The organism is Pseudomonas sp. AP3_22 TE3818 (assembly GCF_053628995.1).
Map to the genome: position 1 here is coordinate 2,723,543 of NZ_JBRJHL010000001.1, position 17,711 is coordinate 2,741,253.

Consider the following 17,711-nt stretch of genomic DNA (forward strand, 5'->3'; position numbering starts at 1 on the left):
TCGCTGCCAACCCAGCGACCGGGTGTGGTAGCCCGATTTTCATAGGAACCCAATCCAATGGAGTTCCAAATGCTCAACGAAAACGCTAACTCATCAGAAACCCCAAGTTCGTCCGATTCCGATACTGAGTTTGTGTCCCGCAAACCGGCTGGGGCCGAGCGCCGTCCCAATCCCATCTTCACCATCGCCCCCAACGTCAACAACGAAACCCTGCTGGTTCACGCCTGTGAAACCCTGGCCTCGGCCAGTGTCATGGCCAGTGAGCTGGCGTTTATCCTCAGCGGCCCTAAATGCAATTTGGCGCTGGGGATTCAACAGATGATTGCCTTGGCGGAGTTGTCGGTGAATCGCGTGCTGGATCAGGTCGATCCGCAGTAGCAGGCGAGGGCAGTTGATAGCCTGAAGGGAGAAAGCCCACTGAACCGGCGACGGTCAGTGGGCTTTTTTGTGGGCGATGACCAGGACATCGTTTTCGAAAAGGCTTCTCTATGCCGTAATGCTGTTCACTTCAGCATCTCTTCAGTCAGAGAAAACCCGTGGCGAGGGAGCTTGCTCCCGCTTGAGTGCGTAGCACTCACATAAAAAAACGGCACATTTTTTGGGGCCGCTGCGCAGCCCGGCGGGAGCAAGCTCCCTCGCCACAGAAAGCAGGTGTGTCTGAGGCATCTGCTTAAGTGAACAGCACTCTCTCTATGCCGCACATATCGGTAACCCCTGTCATCAATTGCCAAGTATCTGACGCTCAATGTGAAGCAGACAGTTTGGCCCTGACGATACTGGTTTGTTTACCGACCTGGGTAACGCGAAACCGTAAGTCTGATACCTCTTTGCCCTGGCGGGAATTTATAGGGGCGAGCCTGCTCCCCCAGTAGTCAGTTGCATCTCGATAAAACAATCATAGAGAGCGCAGAATGAAGTTCAGTTTTATAGACAGCCGCCAGCCGAGCCGTCGGCGGGTTTTACGCGATGCTTTCACGTTGGCGTTGGCGGCTTCGCCGGTGGCAAATCTCGCCAGGGCCGCTGAGGAAAACACTGAAGAAGTGACCTTTGCCGCGGGCCCGCGACCGCTGGTGCAATACCCGCAAAAACGCCCGTTGACCCTGGTGACCACGCGCCCGCCGCACCTGGAGACGCCGTTTTCTGTCTTCAATGAAGGGGCCATCACGCCCAATGACGCCTTTTTCGTGCGTTACCACCTGGCCAATTTCCCGACCAGCATCGATCCGGACAGCTACCGCCTGGCGATCAAGGGCTTGGTCGATACGCCGCTGTCGCTTTCCCTTGCCGAACTCAAGGCGCTTGCCGAGCCAGTGGAGGTGGTGGCCGTCAATCAGTGTTCGGGCAACAGCCGTGGCTTCTCGATGCCGCGGGTGTTCGGGGCTCAGTTGGGTAATGGCTCGATGGGTAATGCGCGGTGGCTGGGGGTGCCGCTCAAGGCGGTATTGGAAAAGGCGGGGGTGAAGACCGGTGCCATGCAAGTGACCTTCCGTGGGCTCGATAAGCCGGTACTGCCGAGCACGCCGGAGTTCATCAAGGCCCTGGACATCAGCCATGCCATGGACGGCGAGCCGATGATCGCCTGGTCGATGAATGGCACCGACCTGCCATTTCTCAACGGTTACCCGATTCGTCTGGTGGTGCCCGGTTACTTCGGCACGTACTGGGTCAAGCACCTGAGTGAGATTGAAGTCGTCGACCATACCTACGACGGTTTCTTCATGGCCAAGGGGTACCGGGTCCCGGATAACGATTGCCTGTGCATTGCCCCCGGCACCACGGCGGCGAACACCCAACCGATTTCCAGATTGCCGGTGCGCAGTTTCATCACCAGTGTCAAACACGGCGATGTATTGCCGCTGAACCAAAGCCTGGTGCTCAAGGGCATCGCGTTCGATGGCGGCGCCGGGGTCAACAAGGTCGAGGTGTCGATCGACGGCGGAGCTACATGGCGCAAGTCCACCCTCGGGCAGGACCTGGGCCGTTTCTCCTTTCGTGAGTGGACGCTGCCGATCACCTTTACCCGCAAGGGCGCCACTCAGTTGATGGTGCGCGCCAGCAACAGGGCCGGCGAGACGCAGCCGCTGCAAGCGGACTGGAACCCCGGTGGCTACCGCCGCCACGTCGTCGAAACCCGCCACGTGACCGTCGCCTGAGGAGGCTGCATGAAATTTTTGACCTCCCTGCTGTGCGCCGCTCAGGTTTGCCTGATGACCCTGGCTGACGCCGCGCCACTCTCGATCACCTTGCCGCCCGAAACGGCAACGTTCAAGCCCAGTTCGCTGCCTGGTTACCCCTTGGCGCAGCAGAAGTGCTCCATCTGCCATTCGGCCGACTACATCAACTTCCAGCCGCCCGGCATGAGCTTGGCGCAGTGGACTGCCGAAGCGGGCAAGATGCAGCACGTGTACGGTGCTCCGATCAGCGACCAGGACGTGAGTATGATCGGCGCCTACCTGGCGGCGACCTACGGCAGTGCCAAGGCCACCGACGCCGATGTCCAGGCGGCCTCGAACCCGCCGGTGGAGCAGCCCCCGGCGGTGTCGGTGGCAAAAGTGGCTTCGGCCTTGCTCAAGGACAACGCCTGCCTGTCCTGCCACGCAATCGACCACAAGGTCGTTGGCCCGGCCTATCACGATGTGGCGGCCAGGTATGCCAATGACCCCCAGGCGCTGGCCCGGGTAATGTCCAGCATTCAGCACGGCGGCAGCGGAAAGTGGGGGGATGTGCCCATGCCGCCCTTCGCGCAATTGGGCCCGGACGACCTGAAAAGCCTGGCGACGTTCATCATGAGCCAGTGAGCCTGATGCAAAAAAGCCCACTGAACCGGCGACGGTCAGTGGGCTTTTCTGTGAGTGCGATCTGTTCAATCCATCGAGGAGTTGGCTGCACTGAAGCGCTTGAGAATGTCCTGGTACATCCTGGTCCGCCGGTGATCCCGGCCATATCCGCCAGCGGCGGCGACGGTGCCGGCCTGGACGTGGTCCAGGTACTTGAAGATTTTGCCGGGCGACACAAACACCACCTTGTAGCCGAGGCCGATCGCGCGGTCCTGCAGCTCATAACCGGGCACCCGGTCATCGATCTGGAAATGCAGACCCTGCTGCTTCATCAGCCTGCAATTCCACAGGGTGCAAAAGCTTTTCAGGTAGGTTTCGGTGTAGGGCTTCGGTTCTCTTGAACGCAGGCCCAGGGACAGTTTCAGGCGACGGAAATGGTGCTTCGCGAAGCGTGAGGTGAAACGCCAGACAGTCCTTGGCAACCCGCGATTGAGCTGCTCGGTGCAGCCGACCGCAATGACGTTTCGATCCCTGGTGCAGTGTTCCATCATCAGCGCAAAGATGGTGGCATCGAAGACGAAGGTGTCGGTGTGCATCAGGAACAGATGGTCGGTATTGACCCTGGACAGCGCCATGTCCAGTGCCTTGCCATGGGCGATGTGGCCGGGTTCTTTGGTGGGGGCATCGCGTTCGATCAGGTTGATCCAGTCCAGTGAGCGCAGATACTCGACGCTGGCGTCCGCCGAATCGTTGTCCACCACCCAGACGGGTATGCCGGCTTTGCGTGCAGGCTCACGCAAAAGGTCCAGGCAGATCCTAGTCAGATCGAGGGTTTTGTAATTCACCAGCACGATGCTGAACGGCGGTTTGGCGCTTGTATCGACACGGGCCATCTTCGAAATGCTCGACTACCTGAAAGCGTCGAAGACTAAAGCAGCAACCTTAGCCCAAGCTTAATTTCACTTGGGCTATCGTTGGCTGACGCCTTGGAACGTACCTGTGCGCACCTCGCCGCTGCGGCTGTATCGGGCGATCAGCACACCCCCGGGCGAGCTGATCGAGTTCAGCAAGGTGAAGGCCGCCGCCTGTGCGTTGTCGTCGAACAGGCGCTTGCCGCGTCCCAGCAGGATGGGATGAATCATCAGCCGCATCTCGTCCACCAGGCCGGCGGCGAGCAGTTGGCGTACCAGGTCGCCGCTGCCCTGGGTCAGTAGCCGAGGACCGTCCTGGCGCTTGAGCGCGCTGATCGCGTCGACCAGGTTGCCCGGCAGCGCATGACTGTTGTGCCATTCCAGCGAATCGCCGCGATGGGTGGCCACGTGCTTGGGGACGCCGTTGAACAGGTCGGCAATGGTGTGGTGGGGTGAGTCGGCCGAAGCGTGTGGCCAATAGGCGGCGAAGATGTCGTAGGTCCGACGCCCCAGCAGCAACTCGAACGGCTGCGAGAACAGGTCCTGTACGGCCTGGCCGGTTGTCTGGTCGGCGTAGGGCACGATCCAGCCACCGAAGCGGAATCCGCCACTGGTGTCCTCTTCAGGCCCGCCGGGCGCTTGCATGACGCCGTCCAGACTCACGAACGCGGCAACGGTCAGTGTGCGCATGCTTTTCTCCTGATTCGTCCTGGTCAAAGAGGTTAGACAGGGGAGTCTGCGATCAGTTGAGACATTCCCTGCCGGATAGTCGAGCCTCTATTTGAGTATGCCTGCGCCGTAACCAGCGGTGATGACAATGAGTGCGAGAAAACAGATCAATTGTAGGCAAAAGAAAGTAAATCGAACCGCCACGAAGCTATCGGTCTGCACATGGGAGACGTGAACCAGAGACTGACACACACGAGCGATCAGGACGATGATGGACAAGTAGCTCACCACAGGACCGTCGACACCCAGGGCTGAAATCACGAACACGATGACGCCAAAGACCGGCAGGTTTTCCACGCAGTTGGCGTGTGCTCTTGTCCCGCGCCGGTACCAATCCTCGCCCTCGAGCTGATCGCTCCGGAAAGAAGCGATCGGAACATTCGAGAACAGGATTCTGACCCAGCGATAGACCCCGACGGTTGCCATCAACAACAGTAAGGTCCAGGTCGCAAAGCCAAGCAGCATCCACATCGCAATCGTCATGGCTGCCATCCTCAATCCATCATTTTCAGCACGTCATCCCACTGTCGCGCGACCGACGCGCGGTCGGTCGCCCCTTGTCGATCAATGGCCCATGATGGGTGCCAGTGCGGTCTGGACCCTGGACATCTGTGCCGGGGTTGTCATGCGCGCAAGCAGCCGGCCAAAGTGTGGATGCTGCACGCCCGAGACAATGTATTGCCAGCGGTAGGCGCTCAGCACGCAGGCCTTGATTTGCGCGGTCTCATCGACACTGAACGATCGTGAAGCATTTCCCATGAAGTAGTCGGCATCGGCTGCCGATTGTTCCTGCAGGATCGCGTCGACGGCCGCCACCAGGGCAATCAGATCGTTCACGGCCTGGTCGCGCTCGGCCGGGGAGAGTTTCGCGTGCTCCGCCTCCCACTCCAGTTCATCGAGTACGACGTGGCGGCTTTCATCCTTCCAGTGAAACTTGAAGACGTCCTTGAACAGGGGGCACAACTCCTCGCGCGGGGCGATGCTCTGCACGTAGTGCGTCTGAACAAACAGCTCGATATGACAGGTCAGCGCCAGGACCGCCCACGTGCTGGCCGCCAGTACCGCGCGCGCCACATCGTTAGGATCGGCAACCTGACGATATCCCGCCGGCAATCGAGTCCCCATCATCGTCTCGATGCGCCGGAACAGCTCCTGATGCTTGATCTCGTCGTTGGAAAAACGCACCAGCGCTTCGAGGGCGAGCTGATTGTCAAATACATGGGCCCGACCCTGGTCGAGCATCTTGGCACTGATAAAACGCTCGACCAGGCCAAAAATGTACGCATAAGTTCGGCCCTGAATCTGGCTGAGCAGGCGCGCCTCGTCTGCACCAAGGAAGGTCAGGCGGTCGATATGCGAGAGTCCGTCGGGCAAGAATTTGCGCGAGAAGTCGAAGCTGCGGTCCTGCAGCAAGTCGCGATCGATCTGCCATTCCGCTTTCTTCGAGGATCTGACAAGTTGCGCATAACGGACGGCGTTGCCCGAATCCGGGCGGGGCAGGGTAGCGGCGGTGTTCATACTGGTCTCCGGCTTGCGTGGTCGAGTTGGAATGGGCCAATTACGGTTAGCGCGGGAGTCAATGACAATCGGTGAAGCGTCTGGGGATCGTCTCGATCACTGAGTCCGCGTTGGTGCTAATCTAGGCCTCGCCGTTAAGGCGGCGAATGACCAGTGCGCCTGATTACATGCTCGGGACTCCGGAAAGGAGGGCTGGCAATTGCTGGATGCGCTATCTGATGTATTGCGGGTGATTCGGCTGTCTGGAGGGGTCTTCCTCGAGGCGGAGTTCACTGCGCCCTGGTGTCTGAGCGGAAGAATCTCCGCCGACGATTGCAAACCGTTCCTGGCGGCCCCTCGGCATATCATTGCCTCGCATTTTGTCGCGGCGGGGCACATGCAATTACGCATCGACGATGGCCCCACTCTCGATGTGCGGGCAGGCGAACTCATTCTGCTGCCGCGCAATGACGTTCATACCTTTGGCAGTGATCTAGGCGTTGCGCCCATGTCGGCGCGCGAAGTCATTCAGCCGCCGGAAGTCGGCGGCATATCACGAATCAAGTGCGGCGGGGGCGGCGAGGCCACACAGTTACTGTGCGGATTCCTCGGCTCTGAAACACCGTTCAGCCCGTTGCTTTCGTCCCTGCCATCCTTGTTGAAGCTGGATGTGCGCGCGACGGCTTCGGGCGCCTGGATTGAAAGCTCATTCCGTTTCGCCGTCAGTGAGATCGCGGCGGGGCGCGTCGGCTCGACAACGGTCATCGCCAAGCTCTCCGAACTGCTGTTCGTCGAAGCCGTCAGCCAGTATGTCGCGAACCTCCCCCCTGAACGGCGCGGGTGGCTGGCGGGTTTGCGAGATGCGCATATCGGACACGCACTGGCGCTGCTCCATGCGCGTCCAACCGAGGGTTGGACGGCAGAAGCCCTGGCGCTTGAAGTGGGCATGTCGCGCTCGGTATTCGCGGAGCGATTCACGGCATTGGTCGGACAGCCACCGATGCAATACCTGACGCTCTGGCGTATGCACGTGGCGGCTCAACACCTGCGCGAAGGTCGCGGTAACGTGGCGCAAATCGGCTTTGCAGTGGGCTACGAATCCGAAGCGGCGTTCAGCCGCGCATTCAAACGCCAGTTCGGCACATCACCCGGTACCTGGCGCAGACAATCGGCATGAGAAGGGCCGGTGCCTGAGGGCAGTCTGATATTTTGGCTAGCGCCCCCATGCACCCATTTCAGGTTGCCCCCAAGAGGTAACCTTCCACATTTTCTAGGGAAAGGGCTTCGAGCAGTACCTGCTCCAGGATGGCAAAAAAACATTTAATGTGAGCCTGTTTCAATGCCTGAGGCCGGGTCACCAGATAGACTTCCATATCGGGAAGTTGGAGATCCGGGAACAACTCGATCAGGTCCTTCGCCAGAATACGGGGCAGTACTGCCACACCCATTCCTCGCCTCACCGATTCGAGCTGAACCGCGAACGAGTTCACGCTGATCTGCGCGCGTTCCAGACCCGCGGCCTTTGCCGCACGCATTTGCGGCAACATGTCCAGCGGAGGAAGCAAGGCAATATTGACCGCAGTGGCCGGGGTCACCCCTGGATACCGTTTCAGATACCCTGCATCGGCGAAGACACCGTAAGCGAGCCGGCCTATTGGTCGATAAATCAGCGACGGTTCGCCTAGATGAGCTGTGCGTACAGCAATGTCTGCCACGCCGCGGACAATCTTGTGAAAGTCGGCTGTTGCCATCAACTCCACCGAGCAACGCGGGTGAAGAGAGGTGAAGCGACTCGCAGCCTCCAGCACGCAAGACGAAAATCCCTCTCCTGCACTGACCAGGACACTGCCAAATAGCTCTGTGTGTAGCCCGGACATGCCAGCAACGGTTTGACGCCTCAAGCCCGCCTCCGCCGCTAGGGCAACTTCCACGAGGGATTGGCCGCGCGAGGTCAACCAGCATCCTTCAACGCCCCGCTCGACGAGTAGCTCGCCCAGGGCGCTCTCAAGTTGTGTCAACCGGCGGGACACCGTAGACGCCGCAATACCCAGCATCTGGCCAGCTTGAAGAAAGCTGCCACGCCGCGAGACTGCCAACAACAGACGAAGATCATCCCAATTTGCTTGCAACGCCATGCTTCATATCCTCCCTGGTCTGCATATGTGCAAATCCATTATGCAGTAGTCGCTGTTTTTCGGGAGAGGCCTCAAAGGTATATCTACAAGCCCTCGAAGACGAATGGAATGGACTGTATGACTACTGGCCCCAACGACTATGCGGAACGCGCCGCCAGTGCCTTCAATCGCCGTGATGTGGAGGCGATGCTTGCGCTGGTTTGCGAAGACTTCATCTACCTCGATAGCATGGGGATACAAACCGGTCGCGAAGCCATGCGCAAACGAGAGATCGCATTGCTCGAAGCGCTCCCCGATGCCCACATGATTTTCAGCCCATTCGCCGTCGGTAACGATCGTTTGGCGCTGACTGCCTTCCTGACCGGCACATTCGCCGCACCCTTGGTGCTGCCAGGCCGGGTGATTCCACCTCATGGACGCCATATTACCGCGTACTACGCCGCACACTTCACCTTCAGAGACGGGCTGGCCATCCGTGAAGAGGCCTTCTTCGACAGTGCGGTGCTGATGCCGTTAGCCTATCCAGCTGAGGGTTGAGCCATGCACAACGCATTCGTTACTGGCGCAACCGGCTTGTTGGGCAACAACCTGGTGCGTGAATTGGTCGCTCGTGGCTACGCGGTCAAAGCCCTGGTCCGTTCAAGAGCCAAAGGTGAACAGCAGTTCAACAATTTGCCGGGTGTGGAACTGGTCGTTGGGGACATGGCCGATGTCGACGCATTCGCAGCGTCGCTGCAAGGCTGCGATACGGTGTTTCACACCGCGGCGTTCTTTCGCGACAACTACAAGGGCGGCAGCCACTGGAAGCAACTCGAAAAGATTAATGTGTCTGGTACGCGGCACCTGCTAAATCATGCCTACCGCGCCGGTATACGACGGTTCATCCATACGTCTTCCATTGCCGTGCTCGACGGCGCACCTGGCACGTCCATCGATGAGACATGTCTGCGGGCCGACGCCGATGCGGATGACTACTACCGTAGCAAGATTCTCGCCGACCGTGTCGTCTTGTCGTTCCTGGAGGTCCATCCGCAGATGCAGGCCTGCATGGTCCTGCCTGGCTGGATGTGGGGCCCGGCCGACATGGGCCCCACCTCCTCGGGACAGTTGGTAAACGATGTCGTGCTCGGCAAACTGCCCGGACTGATCCCTGGTAGTTTCTCCGTTGTCGATGCCCGCGATGTGGCATTGGCGCAGATTGCCGCAGCCAAACATGGGCGGCGAGGTGAGCGCTATCTCGCGGCGGGCCGGCATATGACAATGCGTGAGCTGGTGCCTATGCTTGGACGTATAGCGGGCGTCAAGACACCCGTTCGACAACTACCGCTCCCCTTTCTATACACGTTGGCGGCTGTGCAGGAGATGTATGCGCGTATTACCAGCAAGCCCATTCTGCTGAGCATGGCCACGTTGCGCCTGTTGGTACGAGAGAAGGACCGCACCTGTTTCAACCACCGCAAGAGTGAACAAGAGCTTGGCCTGAGTTTCCGGCCACTAGAGCTGACAATCACCGATACGGTGGCGTGGTACCGCGATCACGATTGGTTTGAGAGTCAAACCTTAAGTTCCCGGAACCGTACTCCTTCCAAATTGACCGCACACCTGAACAAGGACGTAAACATACAGTGAGTAGGGAAATAATCCTGATGCGTCACGGCCAGCCAAAACTGGTCGCAACCGACAAAATGTCAGCGCTCGATATGAAAGACTGGATCGAGCAATACAACCGGTCCGAAATTACCCACCACCCGGTCCCGGATGCCAGCATGCAGCTCGCCGCAACCGCCAAGGTGATTGTCTCAAGCAGCGCGCCTCGTGCGCTGACCTCCGTCCAGGCTCTTGGCCTGAAGCCCGCCCTTGTCGACGCGCTTTTCTGTGAAGCGCAACTGCCTTATGGTCACTGGAAACTGCCACGGCTATCGCCGTTTACCTGGGCATTTATCCTTCGAGTCTTGTGGTTGTGCGGTTACTCACGCAGCGTCGAATCCGCCGGAACTGCGAGGATGCGCGCCAGCACGGCAGCTCGACGACTTCAGTCCCTTGCCAACGAAGGACCGGTTCTGCTGCTCGGTCATGGCTTTATGAATCGAATGATCGCCAAACAACTGGTGGCCGATGGATGGGTTCGCCAAAAACGTAACGGCAGCCAGTATTGGAGTGCGACGGTGTATCAATATAGCGGAGTTTAAAAGTGCCATCTGGCGCGGAGATTAAACGAAGGGAAAGTTCAGGTTGGTCGTTCATTTGCAGAGACTTCTTTGGGACGCGAAAACCACGTTTTTCTACTCGCTCGGCCCCATACAAAGGCGGAGCCTTGGAGTGTAGGTTGGCGATTTGTCTCGCTGGACAGATACCTATTGCTGCCTGTCGCGAAGGGCTGCAACCGACCCAGAGTGTGTAAAAACGCTCATGGCATCATCGTCTTCGATCATTGACGCTCTTGGAGGAACGATCTCAAGGCAAATGCTGCGTGTCGCATCAGGCGCGACCTGGAACACGTCAACGCTGCTTTTATAGAGCCTTGGCTCCAGAGGTCATCGGCTTGGGCACGTAGGTGGTGATTGCCGTCGATGGCGACCAGGTTTTCTCCGAACAATCCCAACTGCTGCCACAGCACGACGAACTGGCGACAGACGCCCCGGATGGCCTTGCTGTTGTCTTTTCGCAAGTTAGCGATGGTCTTGAAGTCGGGCATCAACCGCCCGGTCAGCCACATCAGCTCGACGTTGCGTTGGACTTCTCGTTCCAGGCGTCGACTCGACTGGATGCGGTTGAGATAGCCGTAAATGTAGATCTTCAGCAGGATCGCTGGGTGGTAAGCAGGCCGCCCTGTCGGCTGGGATAGCACCGTCAAAACCCAAGGAGACCAGGTCGGGTTCATCGACAAAGACGTCGACTACGCGCACCGGGTTGGTATCGCTGACGTAGTCGTCGAGGCTCTCGGGAAGTAAGGTGCCTTGGCCTCGATGTTCACCTTGGATAAAGCGCTTCATGGGCGATCCCTGCGATGAAATCCTCAGAAATCATAGCAAGGGGGCGCGAAGGCGTTTTTACACACTCTGGACCCGAAGCAGCCCTTGATGTCTGTTTATTGTCGCCATATGTTATTGGCATTCATGGAGGATTCTGACTGATGGCACGTGTGGGTTTGATACTGACACCCGGTTTTGCGGACTGGGAATATGCTTTCATTGCTGGAACTGCGTCCCCGTTTTACGGGATCGATGTCAGATTTTTCGCTTGTGCTACGGGGCAGTTCCGCTCGCAGGGTGGATTGGCTGTAACTGTCGATAGCAGTTTGCAGCAATGTCTGGACTGGAAACCGGACGTTGTTGTCGTCATTGGAGGAACGGTCTGGGAACGTGCAGAAGCACCGGATATTCGAGACTTTCTTCATGCCAGTCGCTCAAGTGGGGCGACAATTGCCGGTATCTGTGGGGGAACGCTGGCACTTGCGAGGGCCGGGCTTCTCGACACGGTTCCTCATACCTCGAACAGCGCTGACTTCTTACAACAGAATGCCGTAGGTTATGAAGGGCGCACGCTTTATCGAAGCAGTCCAGTAGCTGTGGTTGCGGACCGCATTATAACGGCTCCAGGCCCTGCGCCCGTTAGCTTCACCTGCGCAGTGTTCGAAGGTGCCGGGTTATCTTCAGAGATCATTTCTCAGTTCAGGTCAATGTTGGCAGCGGAACATGGGTGACCGCTTCGTCCTGCAAAACAGCCAATCTGTTGTGTCGACCGGTTGAATCCACAGCCGATTGCGGCCTGTCACAAAGGGTTGCTTGCGCCCCGGATTGTTCCGGGGCTTCGCACTAGCGACGATAGTAACGGTGATCGTCCTCGTAACGGTGCCGCATGACCCGATCCTGGTGGCGCTCCCAATCACGACGGCGCTCGGCTTCCCGGTGGGCTTGCTCTCTACGCCACTGATCTCTACGCCACTGATCCCTGCGCCAGTCGTCTCGGCGCCAATCGTCTCTATGATCGTGCCAACGGCCGTCATGCCAGTATCGGTCGTCATGGGCAAGCAACGGCCCTGGCTGCTTGCCGGCCATGCTGGCCAAGGTCGGCCAAGGGTTGCCGGCGGCCTGGACGGGAGCCTGAACGGCTGGGGCTTGAGTTGCAAAAGCAGGGGTTGAGTCCTTCATCTGTGTGGCGGATGCCGAGCCCACTGCCGCGAACGCGAACAGGCCGAAGAGCACCTTCCGTGGGACATGGAATTTCATGAGCGAAGACAACCTCTGATGGACAATTGGACGTGTGGCTATCGGGCGACGGGAAGCTTATAAGGGGGCGTGCTTACCGGGCGGATGTGCCTATCCACATAGACCGGTAAATAGGCAAAAGTTCTAGGGGGCCGTTGCTTAAATAGCCAAGGGTCTCAGTCGTGGGCTGATAAAAAACAGTACCGGTGGCGACGGCCGTTGCAGCAGGAACTTCAGGGTATTGGCCAGGTCTATAGCGGCCCTGTAGCGCAGGTGCCGAGCAGCGCAGTGGTCTGTTTTACGGCAGTGCCGTCCGAGTTCAGTCGAGTCCGCCCCCGATGCCAAACAAGAGTTTTCTGCCGGTCCTCATCCTGGTGTTCTGCGCTGTCGCCTCGTTTAGTGCTGTCGCTGCCGAGCGAAGAGCGCCCGCGCAAAGCAACAACGCATCAACCACCCTGATCGAAACAGCCTCGCGGCAATATGAAAACGGCCAACTGGACCAGGCCGCCGCCACGCTTGAGCGTGCCCTGCATATCCAGCCGAACAATCCCGCGACGCTGCATTACCTGGGTGTGTTGCGTCTTCAGCAGGGGCAGTACCAGCAGGCTGAAACCCTGGCGGCGCGCTCGAACATGCGGGTTGGCAACAACGTCCAATTGCGCAACCGCAACTTCCAATTGATCCAGGCGGCGCAGCAGGCCCGATCTTCAGGTACCCCACCCAATGCCAGCGCGGATGTGGTTGCGGTACAGAAGGGGCTGGATGAAGAGACCCAAAGGCGCCGAGAAGCGCAAGTGGCGGTTGTTGAGCAATCCACTGCGGACACCGGGCGTGACGCTGGAAACTTCACTACTGCTGAGGCAAATCGGGTTTCGGATGTACCGACGGCTGGCAGAGTAGGGGCCGAAGGTCAATTGCAAATGGCTAGTATCGGGTCAGAGAGGGCGTACGCCGAGGTCGAGATTCCCCGCGGCCATATGCCGCCTCCCGGTAAATGCCGAATCTGGTTTCCTGATCGTCCGCCGGGGCATCAGCCTCCACCGGGTAAATGCAAGAAGCTGCGATATCGGGTTCCTTCAGGGGCCTATCTGGTGCGCGGGTGAGTTTCCCGGTGTGCTTTTTTGGCTGACTGCTGCCTGTCATGAAGGGTTTCTTTCGACCTCTTGTGTCTGCCAGCGATTCCAGTGGCCTGGCACGGACGAAAATGAAACCGCGCGCAGCGGTGCCTAGCGCAGAGTCTGCTCCTCACTCCGATTGGGTTAACGGGTCGCGGGTCAAGACGTTGGCTGAAAGGTCCATCGATCAGCCTGGTGGTCTGCGTGTGGTGATCAGGTGTCAGTACTGAGTCTATCCACGACTTCAAGCATGGATGCCTAGCTGGACTCCTGTGCCGAGGGAGGTGTCATGCTATCCACGCTTGAGTTTGTGCTACACCCACTATGAAACCGTAGGTTCCTCACCCCGTATCGTGCCCGCGGTGCTGGCGATCACAAGCGCCACGGCACAAGCCACCAATGCGAATGCCGTGAAAACCCCCATCACATGCAAGCATGGCATGACATGATTCCAGGCTCGAGCCACCCCCAGGAAAGCGGCGAACAGCCAGCCACTCATAGAGAACGCCCCCAAGAGTGCAAGGCGACCGCGGTCGGAACCCGGTAACAAGACGAAGGGGGCTTTTTGCAACAGCGGGAAGCCGACGCGATGCAACAGACCGCCGTTCAGAGTCAGCAGCGCGACAACCGCCACCTTGGCCCAGAGCTTCTGGTTGAGCAAGTACGCAGTGCCCTCGAGGAGATACCCCTGAAGCACCAACAGCAGACCACTGCCCCAAAGGGCCAGCAACGCGAGGGTGGCGATTTTCCTGGTTTCTTCCAGATACTCAAGCTTGGCCTGATCCAGCGCTTCCTTGCGCCAATTCCAAAGCTTGTGATCGGCTAGCAATACCCTGCCGAGGGCAATACAGCTGGCGAGCAGATGAACGTACACGAGGAGCATTTTAAGCATTATTTTTTTGACCTTCTTATTGTATGGACAATGCACTCCCTGCGTCCTGAGCTTGAATATTAATGATACGTATTCCTGCTTGTAACAACAAGTTTCAAAACCCTCTAGTCCGCATTTTTGACGCTTACCTGCACATGCCGATTGGATCCAGTCAGGTATCTGCAGGTTCAACTGTTCGATTCTGAACGAGAAAGGCCGCACCTGGCCGTTACTTGTCTGGCACGACTGCTGGATGCGAAGCGCCGCCCGAACTTGTACCAATCAGAGATTGGTCATCAGCGGTGTGACCACGAGAGGTCGACGGGCTCACTGGAGTTGCTCCATAAGCCCTCAAGCCTGAAATGGCCATTGGATTACTGTGCCTACCCCTCAACTCAATATCATCGATTTGTTGAAATTACATCACTCATGTATTGATTTATATCGCGCAGATCCTTAATCCTCCAGGAGTACGGCGATAGCTTTACACCATTCTCTTGCAAGGTTCTTGGAATCAAGTCTCCATTTGGACGAAGTATTATCGACGATACAATAACGCCCGGATAATCATTCAATCGTTTTTTGAAAGTGGCGGTTGTAAGGTCAGGTGTTGGCGGATTGCTTTTATTAGCCAATGGTCCGGTTCCTTTTAGATCTATTCCGTGGCACATGATACATCTCTGTGAGTAGAGGCTTTTCCCGTTAACATTGTCCGCGAAGGATAGTGATGTTTGAACTAGCGATAAAGTTGCTAGCGAAGCGATGAATAATATTTTCATTTTCGATGTGGCCTTGTCGTTTAAATCAGATCTGAATCGAGGGCAAACCCCGGAGTTGCCACTGCAGCACTCGGTTCTCTCGATAATATTTGAACCGGGATTGTTCATTAACAATGTGCTCGCGCCAGCGGGAGGTCGAATGGCGAAACACGCTCATCAGGTTGTTAGCGGGTGGTCATTTTGCTTGTCGGGCAACGTCGAGGCCGGGAAGCCGAAGGGGGGGGCGCCAGCGAAAGCCTTTATGTTCAGGCAGATAAGGGGCAGGGCGCCGAGCACTGTTTTCATTGTTTTCATCTTCCTTGATGGGATCAGCGTCGATTGGACGCGATCAGGTGCGCGGGAAAGATATCAGCCTTCGTGTCGGCATACACACAGTCATATCTGAGGCCCGTTGAATCAACTCGTTTTCCAGGCGCATCCCAGTGACCGCCTCTGGCAAAAGCTCTCGCGACAGGCTGAGAGTGACCAAAAGCGGTCGTGGCAGTTGACTATCACAGGATTGACATGTATGCCTAAGTCAATCATATAATTGCCAAAAGCAACTATGTTTGGGAGTTTTCATGTCCGCCCCCATTACTGAGCGCGCCGAAACGGTACGCCGCTTCAACCGGTTCTACACCCACCAGATCGGCGCCCTGCAAGAGCACCTGCTTAAGGCCGAATTTTCGTTGACCGAGGCTCGCATCCTTTATGAATTGGGCGCCAGTGTTGGCCTGAAGAGTTCAGACCTCTGTCAGATGCTCAGCCTGGACGCCGGTTACGTTAGCCGGGTCATCGGTGGATTCGAGAAAAAAGGCTTGATTGGCAGGACTCGCTCGGCAAGCGATGGCCGGGCGTCTCAAATCCGGCTAACCGATTCTGGTCGAACCGTGCTGGCCTCGCTGGAGCAAGCTGCTCGTGAGGAAGTCGTGTTGATGCTGCAAGGCTTGCCTGAGCCACAGCAAGAGCAATTGACCCAAGCCATGAAACGGATACAGACGCTATTGGGCGACAGGGATCCCTCTTATCTCCTGCGCGATCCTGTAGCGGGTGACATGGGAATTGTCGTTCAACAGCAAGCTCAACTTTATTCCCGCGAATATGGGTGGAATTCGGAGTTCGAAGCACTGGTGGCAGAAATAGTCGCCAAATACCTTCGTGAATTCGATCCGTCCTGCGAGCGATGCTGGATCGCGGAAAAGGATGGCAAGGTCATCGGTTCGGTCTTTGTCGTCAGACATGACGAGACGACCGCCAAACTGCGAATGCTCTATGTGGATGCGAGTGCCAGAGGCATGGGAATCGGCAATCGATTGCTGGAAGAGAGCCTCCGGTTTGCCCGGCACGCTGGATACAAGAGCATGATCCTCTGGACAACCAGCGTGCTTTCTGATGCCCGAAAGCTATATCAAAAGGCAGGTTTTCAATTGGTCGAGGAGGAACAGGTACATAGTTTCGGTAAAGACCTCGTCAGCCAGACTTGGGCTCGGGATTTGTAGTGGCGTCGATGGCACTCATTGCACAGGCAACTCATGCACTACGAAGGATGCGGCCGGGCCGGCCGATCAGTGCGACTCCGCCAAACCGGAACGATCCATCATGCGAACACTGGCAAAGGTCGATTCGTTTCGCGCCTGGTCGAGCGCTGTCGGCGGTTTGGTCAATGGCGGCTGCGTAGTTGCAGGCGTTGCCAATTTGCGATTCATTTCAGAGCCGGAACGCTCCTCACTGGGTGGAACACCAAAGTACTCGCGATAGCATTTGGAAAAATGGGGTGTGGACACGAAACCGCATACATACGCCAACTCAATGATCGACAATGATGTTTGCTTGAGCAGTTGTCGCGCTCGAACAAGACGTAACCTCAAGTAGTAGCGTGACGGCGTACATTGAAGGTATTTCTGAAATAGCCGCTCCAGCTGTCGACGTGACAGATCAACGTATTCTGCGAGGTTATCGAGGTCGATCGGCTCCTCGAGATTGGCCTCCATCAACGTGACGATATCCTGCAGCTTGGGCTGATGAGTTCCCAGTACATGCCTGAGGGGAACGCGCTGATGATCCTGTTCGTTGCGTATGCGCTCGTAAACAAACATCTCGGAGATGGCTGCGGATAATTCACGACCATGATCGCGACCGATCAGGTGCAGCATCATGTCCATAGGGGCCGTTCCGCCGGAGCTTGTAAAGCGGTTTCGGTCGAGGGTGAACAGGCTCGCGCTGATGCTGGCTCGCGGGAAGGCTTCCTGCATGGCAGCCAGAAATTCCCAATGCACGCTGCACTCGTAGCCGTCGAGCAGCCCGGCTTTTGCGAGCGCCCAACTACCGGTGCAAACACCTCCCAGCCGTCTGGATTGACGCGCCAAGGCTTGCAGCCAGGTAATGTGCTCGCGGGTAATCACGCTCTGGATTCCAATACCGCCGCACACGATTACAGTGTCCGCCACCAATGGATTGTTCCATGAAGCATCCGGAGTGATCTGCACGCCATCACTGGCCCAGACAGGCTCTCCACCGGGGCTGAACGTATGCCAGCGATACAGCGCTCGCCCCGACAACTGATTGGCCATGCGCAGTGGCTCTACTGCGGACGCCAGGGAAATAAGTGTGAATTTATCCAGCAGCAGAAAACCGACGGATTGAGTCTTCCCGTCGGACACGGTGGAGTTCGATGACATCGTGGTCATGTCCTCACAAAAAGCGATGACGG

19 protein-coding genes and 1 pseudogene are annotated in these 17,711 nt (G+C 57.6%); 10 read left to right on the forward strand and 10 right to left on the reverse strand.

Going from position 1 to position 17,711, the window contains the following annotated elements; all coding sequences use genetic code 11:
- Nucleotides 1-69: 69 nt before the first annotated feature.
- From AB7M25_RS12380 to sorB, 3 genes are all read left to right on the forward strand, one after another.
- Nucleotides 70-378, forward strand: a complete 309-nt coding sequence (locus tag AB7M25_RS12380; protein ID WP_007974162.1) for a DUF6124 family protein — start codon at nucleotides 70-72, stop codon at nucleotides 376-378.
- A 533-nt stretch (nucleotides 379-911) separates the two neighbouring features.
- Nucleotides 912-2,153, forward strand: coding sequence for a SorA family sulfite dehydrogenase catalytic subunit (gene sorA / locus AB7M25_RS12385; protein ID WP_429384809.1), 1,242 nt, complete (start codon nucleotides 912-914; stop codon nucleotides 2,151-2,153).
- Between the two features lie 9 nt (nucleotides 2,154-2,162).
- Entirely contained in the window at nucleotides 2,163-2,798 is a 636-nt protein-coding gene (gene sorB, locus AB7M25_RS12390) for a SorB family sulfite dehydrogenase c-type cytochrome subunit (RefSeq protein ID WP_429384807.1), read from the forward strand.
- A 65-nt stretch (nucleotides 2,799-2,863) separates the two neighbouring features.
- Here the strand turns inward: sorB and AB7M25_RS12395 are convergent, their stop codons facing one another.
- From AB7M25_RS12395 to AB7M25_RS12410, 4 genes are all read right to left on the reverse strand, one after another.
- A complete protein-coding gene (locus tag AB7M25_RS12395) occupies nucleotides 2,864-3,670 on the reverse strand; it encodes a glycosyltransferase family 2 protein (RefSeq protein WP_454237374.1) in 807 nt (268 codons plus the stop codon).
- 75 nt (nucleotides 3,671-3,745) lie between these two features.
- Nucleotides 3,746-4,378 (reverse strand): dihydrofolate reductase family protein, encoded by a 633-nt coding sequence (locus AB7M25_RS12400; protein ID WP_454237375.1) that lies wholly within the window; start codon nucleotides 4,376-4,378, stop codon nucleotides 3,746-3,748.
- Nucleotides 4,379-4,465: 87 nt separating this feature from the next.
- Nucleotides 4,466-4,900, reverse strand: coding sequence for an MAPEG family protein (locus AB7M25_RS12405; RefSeq protein WP_429518758.1), 435 nt, complete (start codon nucleotides 4,898-4,900; stop codon nucleotides 4,466-4,468).
- Between the two features lie 81 nt (nucleotides 4,901-4,981).
- Entirely contained in the window at nucleotides 4,982-5,935 is a 954-nt protein-coding gene (locus AB7M25_RS12410; RefSeq protein WP_454237376.1) for a diiron oxygenase, read from the reverse strand.
- Between the two features lie 199 nt (nucleotides 5,936-6,134).
- On the opposite strand from AB7M25_RS12410, the gene AB7M25_RS12415 reads away from it, so the two are divergent.
- Complete coding sequence (locus AB7M25_RS12415; protein ID WP_429518754.1) at nucleotides 6,135-7,091, forward strand: AraC family transcriptional regulator; 957 nt, start codon at nucleotides 6,135-6,137, stop codon at nucleotides 7,089-7,091.
- A 58-nt stretch (nucleotides 7,092-7,149) separates the two neighbouring features.
- Here the strand turns inward: AB7M25_RS12415 and AB7M25_RS12420 are convergent, their stop codons facing one another.
- Entirely contained in the window at nucleotides 7,150-8,049 is a 900-nt protein-coding gene (locus AB7M25_RS12420) for a LysR family transcriptional regulator (RefSeq protein WP_429384795.1), read from the reverse strand.
- 117 nt (nucleotides 8,050-8,166) lie between these two features.
- Between AB7M25_RS12420 and AB7M25_RS12425 the strand changes: the two genes are divergently transcribed.
- The 3 genes from AB7M25_RS12425 to AB7M25_RS12435 are packed head-to-tail and all read left to right on the forward strand — an operon-like array spanning nucleotide 8,167 to nucleotide 10,238.
- On the forward strand, nucleotides 8,167-8,586 hold the full coding sequence (locus tag AB7M25_RS12425; protein WP_454237377.1) for an ester cyclase: 420 nt from the start codon (nucleotides 8,167-8,169) through the stop codon (nucleotides 8,584-8,586).
- A 3-nt stretch (nucleotides 8,587-8,589) separates the two neighbouring features.
- Nucleotides 8,590-9,678, forward strand: coding sequence for an SDR family oxidoreductase (locus tag AB7M25_RS12430; RefSeq protein ID WP_454237378.1), 1,089 nt, complete (start codon nucleotides 8,590-8,592; stop codon nucleotides 9,676-9,678).
- A gap of 17 nt (nucleotides 9,679-9,695) precedes the next feature.
- The gene (locus AB7M25_RS12435; RefSeq protein WP_454237379.1) at nucleotides 9,696-10,238 is read left to right on the forward strand and encodes a histidine phosphatase family protein; all 543 of its coding nucleotides are present in this window, start codon (nucleotides 9,696-9,698) and stop codon (nucleotides 10,236-10,238) included.
- A gap of 371 nt (nucleotides 10,239-10,609) precedes the next feature.
- On the opposite strand, the pseudogene AB7M25_RS12440 reads toward AB7M25_RS12435, so the two are convergent.
- A pseudogene (locus AB7M25_RS12440) lies at nucleotides 10,610-11,042 on the reverse strand (transposase); the annotation flags it as partial.
- A 140-nt stretch (nucleotides 11,043-11,182) separates the two neighbouring features.
- On the opposite strand from AB7M25_RS12440, the gene AB7M25_RS12445 reads away from it, so the two are divergent.
- Nucleotides 11,183-11,752 (forward strand): DJ-1/PfpI family protein, encoded by a 570-nt coding sequence (locus tag AB7M25_RS12445; RefSeq protein ID WP_429393339.1) that lies wholly within the window; start codon nucleotides 11,183-11,185, stop codon nucleotides 11,750-11,752.
- A gap of 112 nt (nucleotides 11,753-11,864) precedes the next feature.
- Here the strand turns inward: AB7M25_RS12445 and AB7M25_RS12450 are convergent, their stop codons facing one another.
- Entirely contained in the window at nucleotides 11,865-12,278 is a 414-nt protein-coding gene (locus AB7M25_RS12450) for a hypothetical protein (protein ID WP_429384784.1), read from the reverse strand.
- Between the two features lie 317 nt (nucleotides 12,279-12,595).
- Here AB7M25_RS12450 and AB7M25_RS12455 point away from each other — a divergent pair, with 317 nt between their 5' ends.
- On the forward strand, nucleotides 12,596-13,360 hold the full coding sequence (locus AB7M25_RS12455; protein ID WP_454237380.1) for a tetratricopeptide repeat protein: 765 nt from the start codon (nucleotides 12,596-12,598) through the stop codon (nucleotides 13,358-13,360).
- Between the two features lie 334 nt (nucleotides 13,361-13,694).
- On the opposite strand, the gene AB7M25_RS12460 is transcribed toward AB7M25_RS12455, so the two are convergent.
- Nucleotides 13,695-14,264 (reverse strand): hypothetical protein, encoded by a 570-nt coding sequence (locus AB7M25_RS12460; RefSeq protein ID WP_429384780.1) that lies wholly within the window; start codon nucleotides 14,262-14,264, stop codon nucleotides 13,695-13,697.
- Nucleotides 14,265-14,644: 380 nt separating this feature from the next.
- Nucleotides 14,645-15,022 carry a c-type cytochrome gene (locus AB7M25_RS12465; protein WP_429384778.1) on the reverse strand — a complete coding sequence of 126 codons (378 nt, stop codon included), beginning with the start codon at nucleotides 15,020-15,022 and terminating at the stop codon, nucleotides 14,645-14,647.
- Nucleotides 15,023-15,582: 560 nt separating this feature from the next.
- Here AB7M25_RS12465 and AB7M25_RS12470 point away from each other — a divergent pair.
- Nucleotides 15,583-16,500: a bifunctional helix-turn-helix transcriptional regulator/GNAT family N-acetyltransferase gene (locus AB7M25_RS12470; protein WP_429384776.1), complete on the forward strand. Its 918-nt coding sequence runs from the start codon at nucleotides 15,583-15,585 to the stop codon at nucleotides 16,498-16,500.
- A gap of 66 nt (nucleotides 16,501-16,566) precedes the next feature.
- On the opposite strand, the gene gbdR is transcribed toward AB7M25_RS12470, so the two are convergent.
- Nucleotides 16,567-17,688, reverse strand: coding sequence for a choline metabolism transcriptional regulator GbdR (gene gbdR, locus AB7M25_RS12475; RefSeq protein ID WP_429384773.1), 1,122 nt, complete (start codon nucleotides 17,686-17,688; stop codon nucleotides 16,567-16,569).
- Nucleotides 17,689-17,711 lie beyond the last annotated feature (23 nt).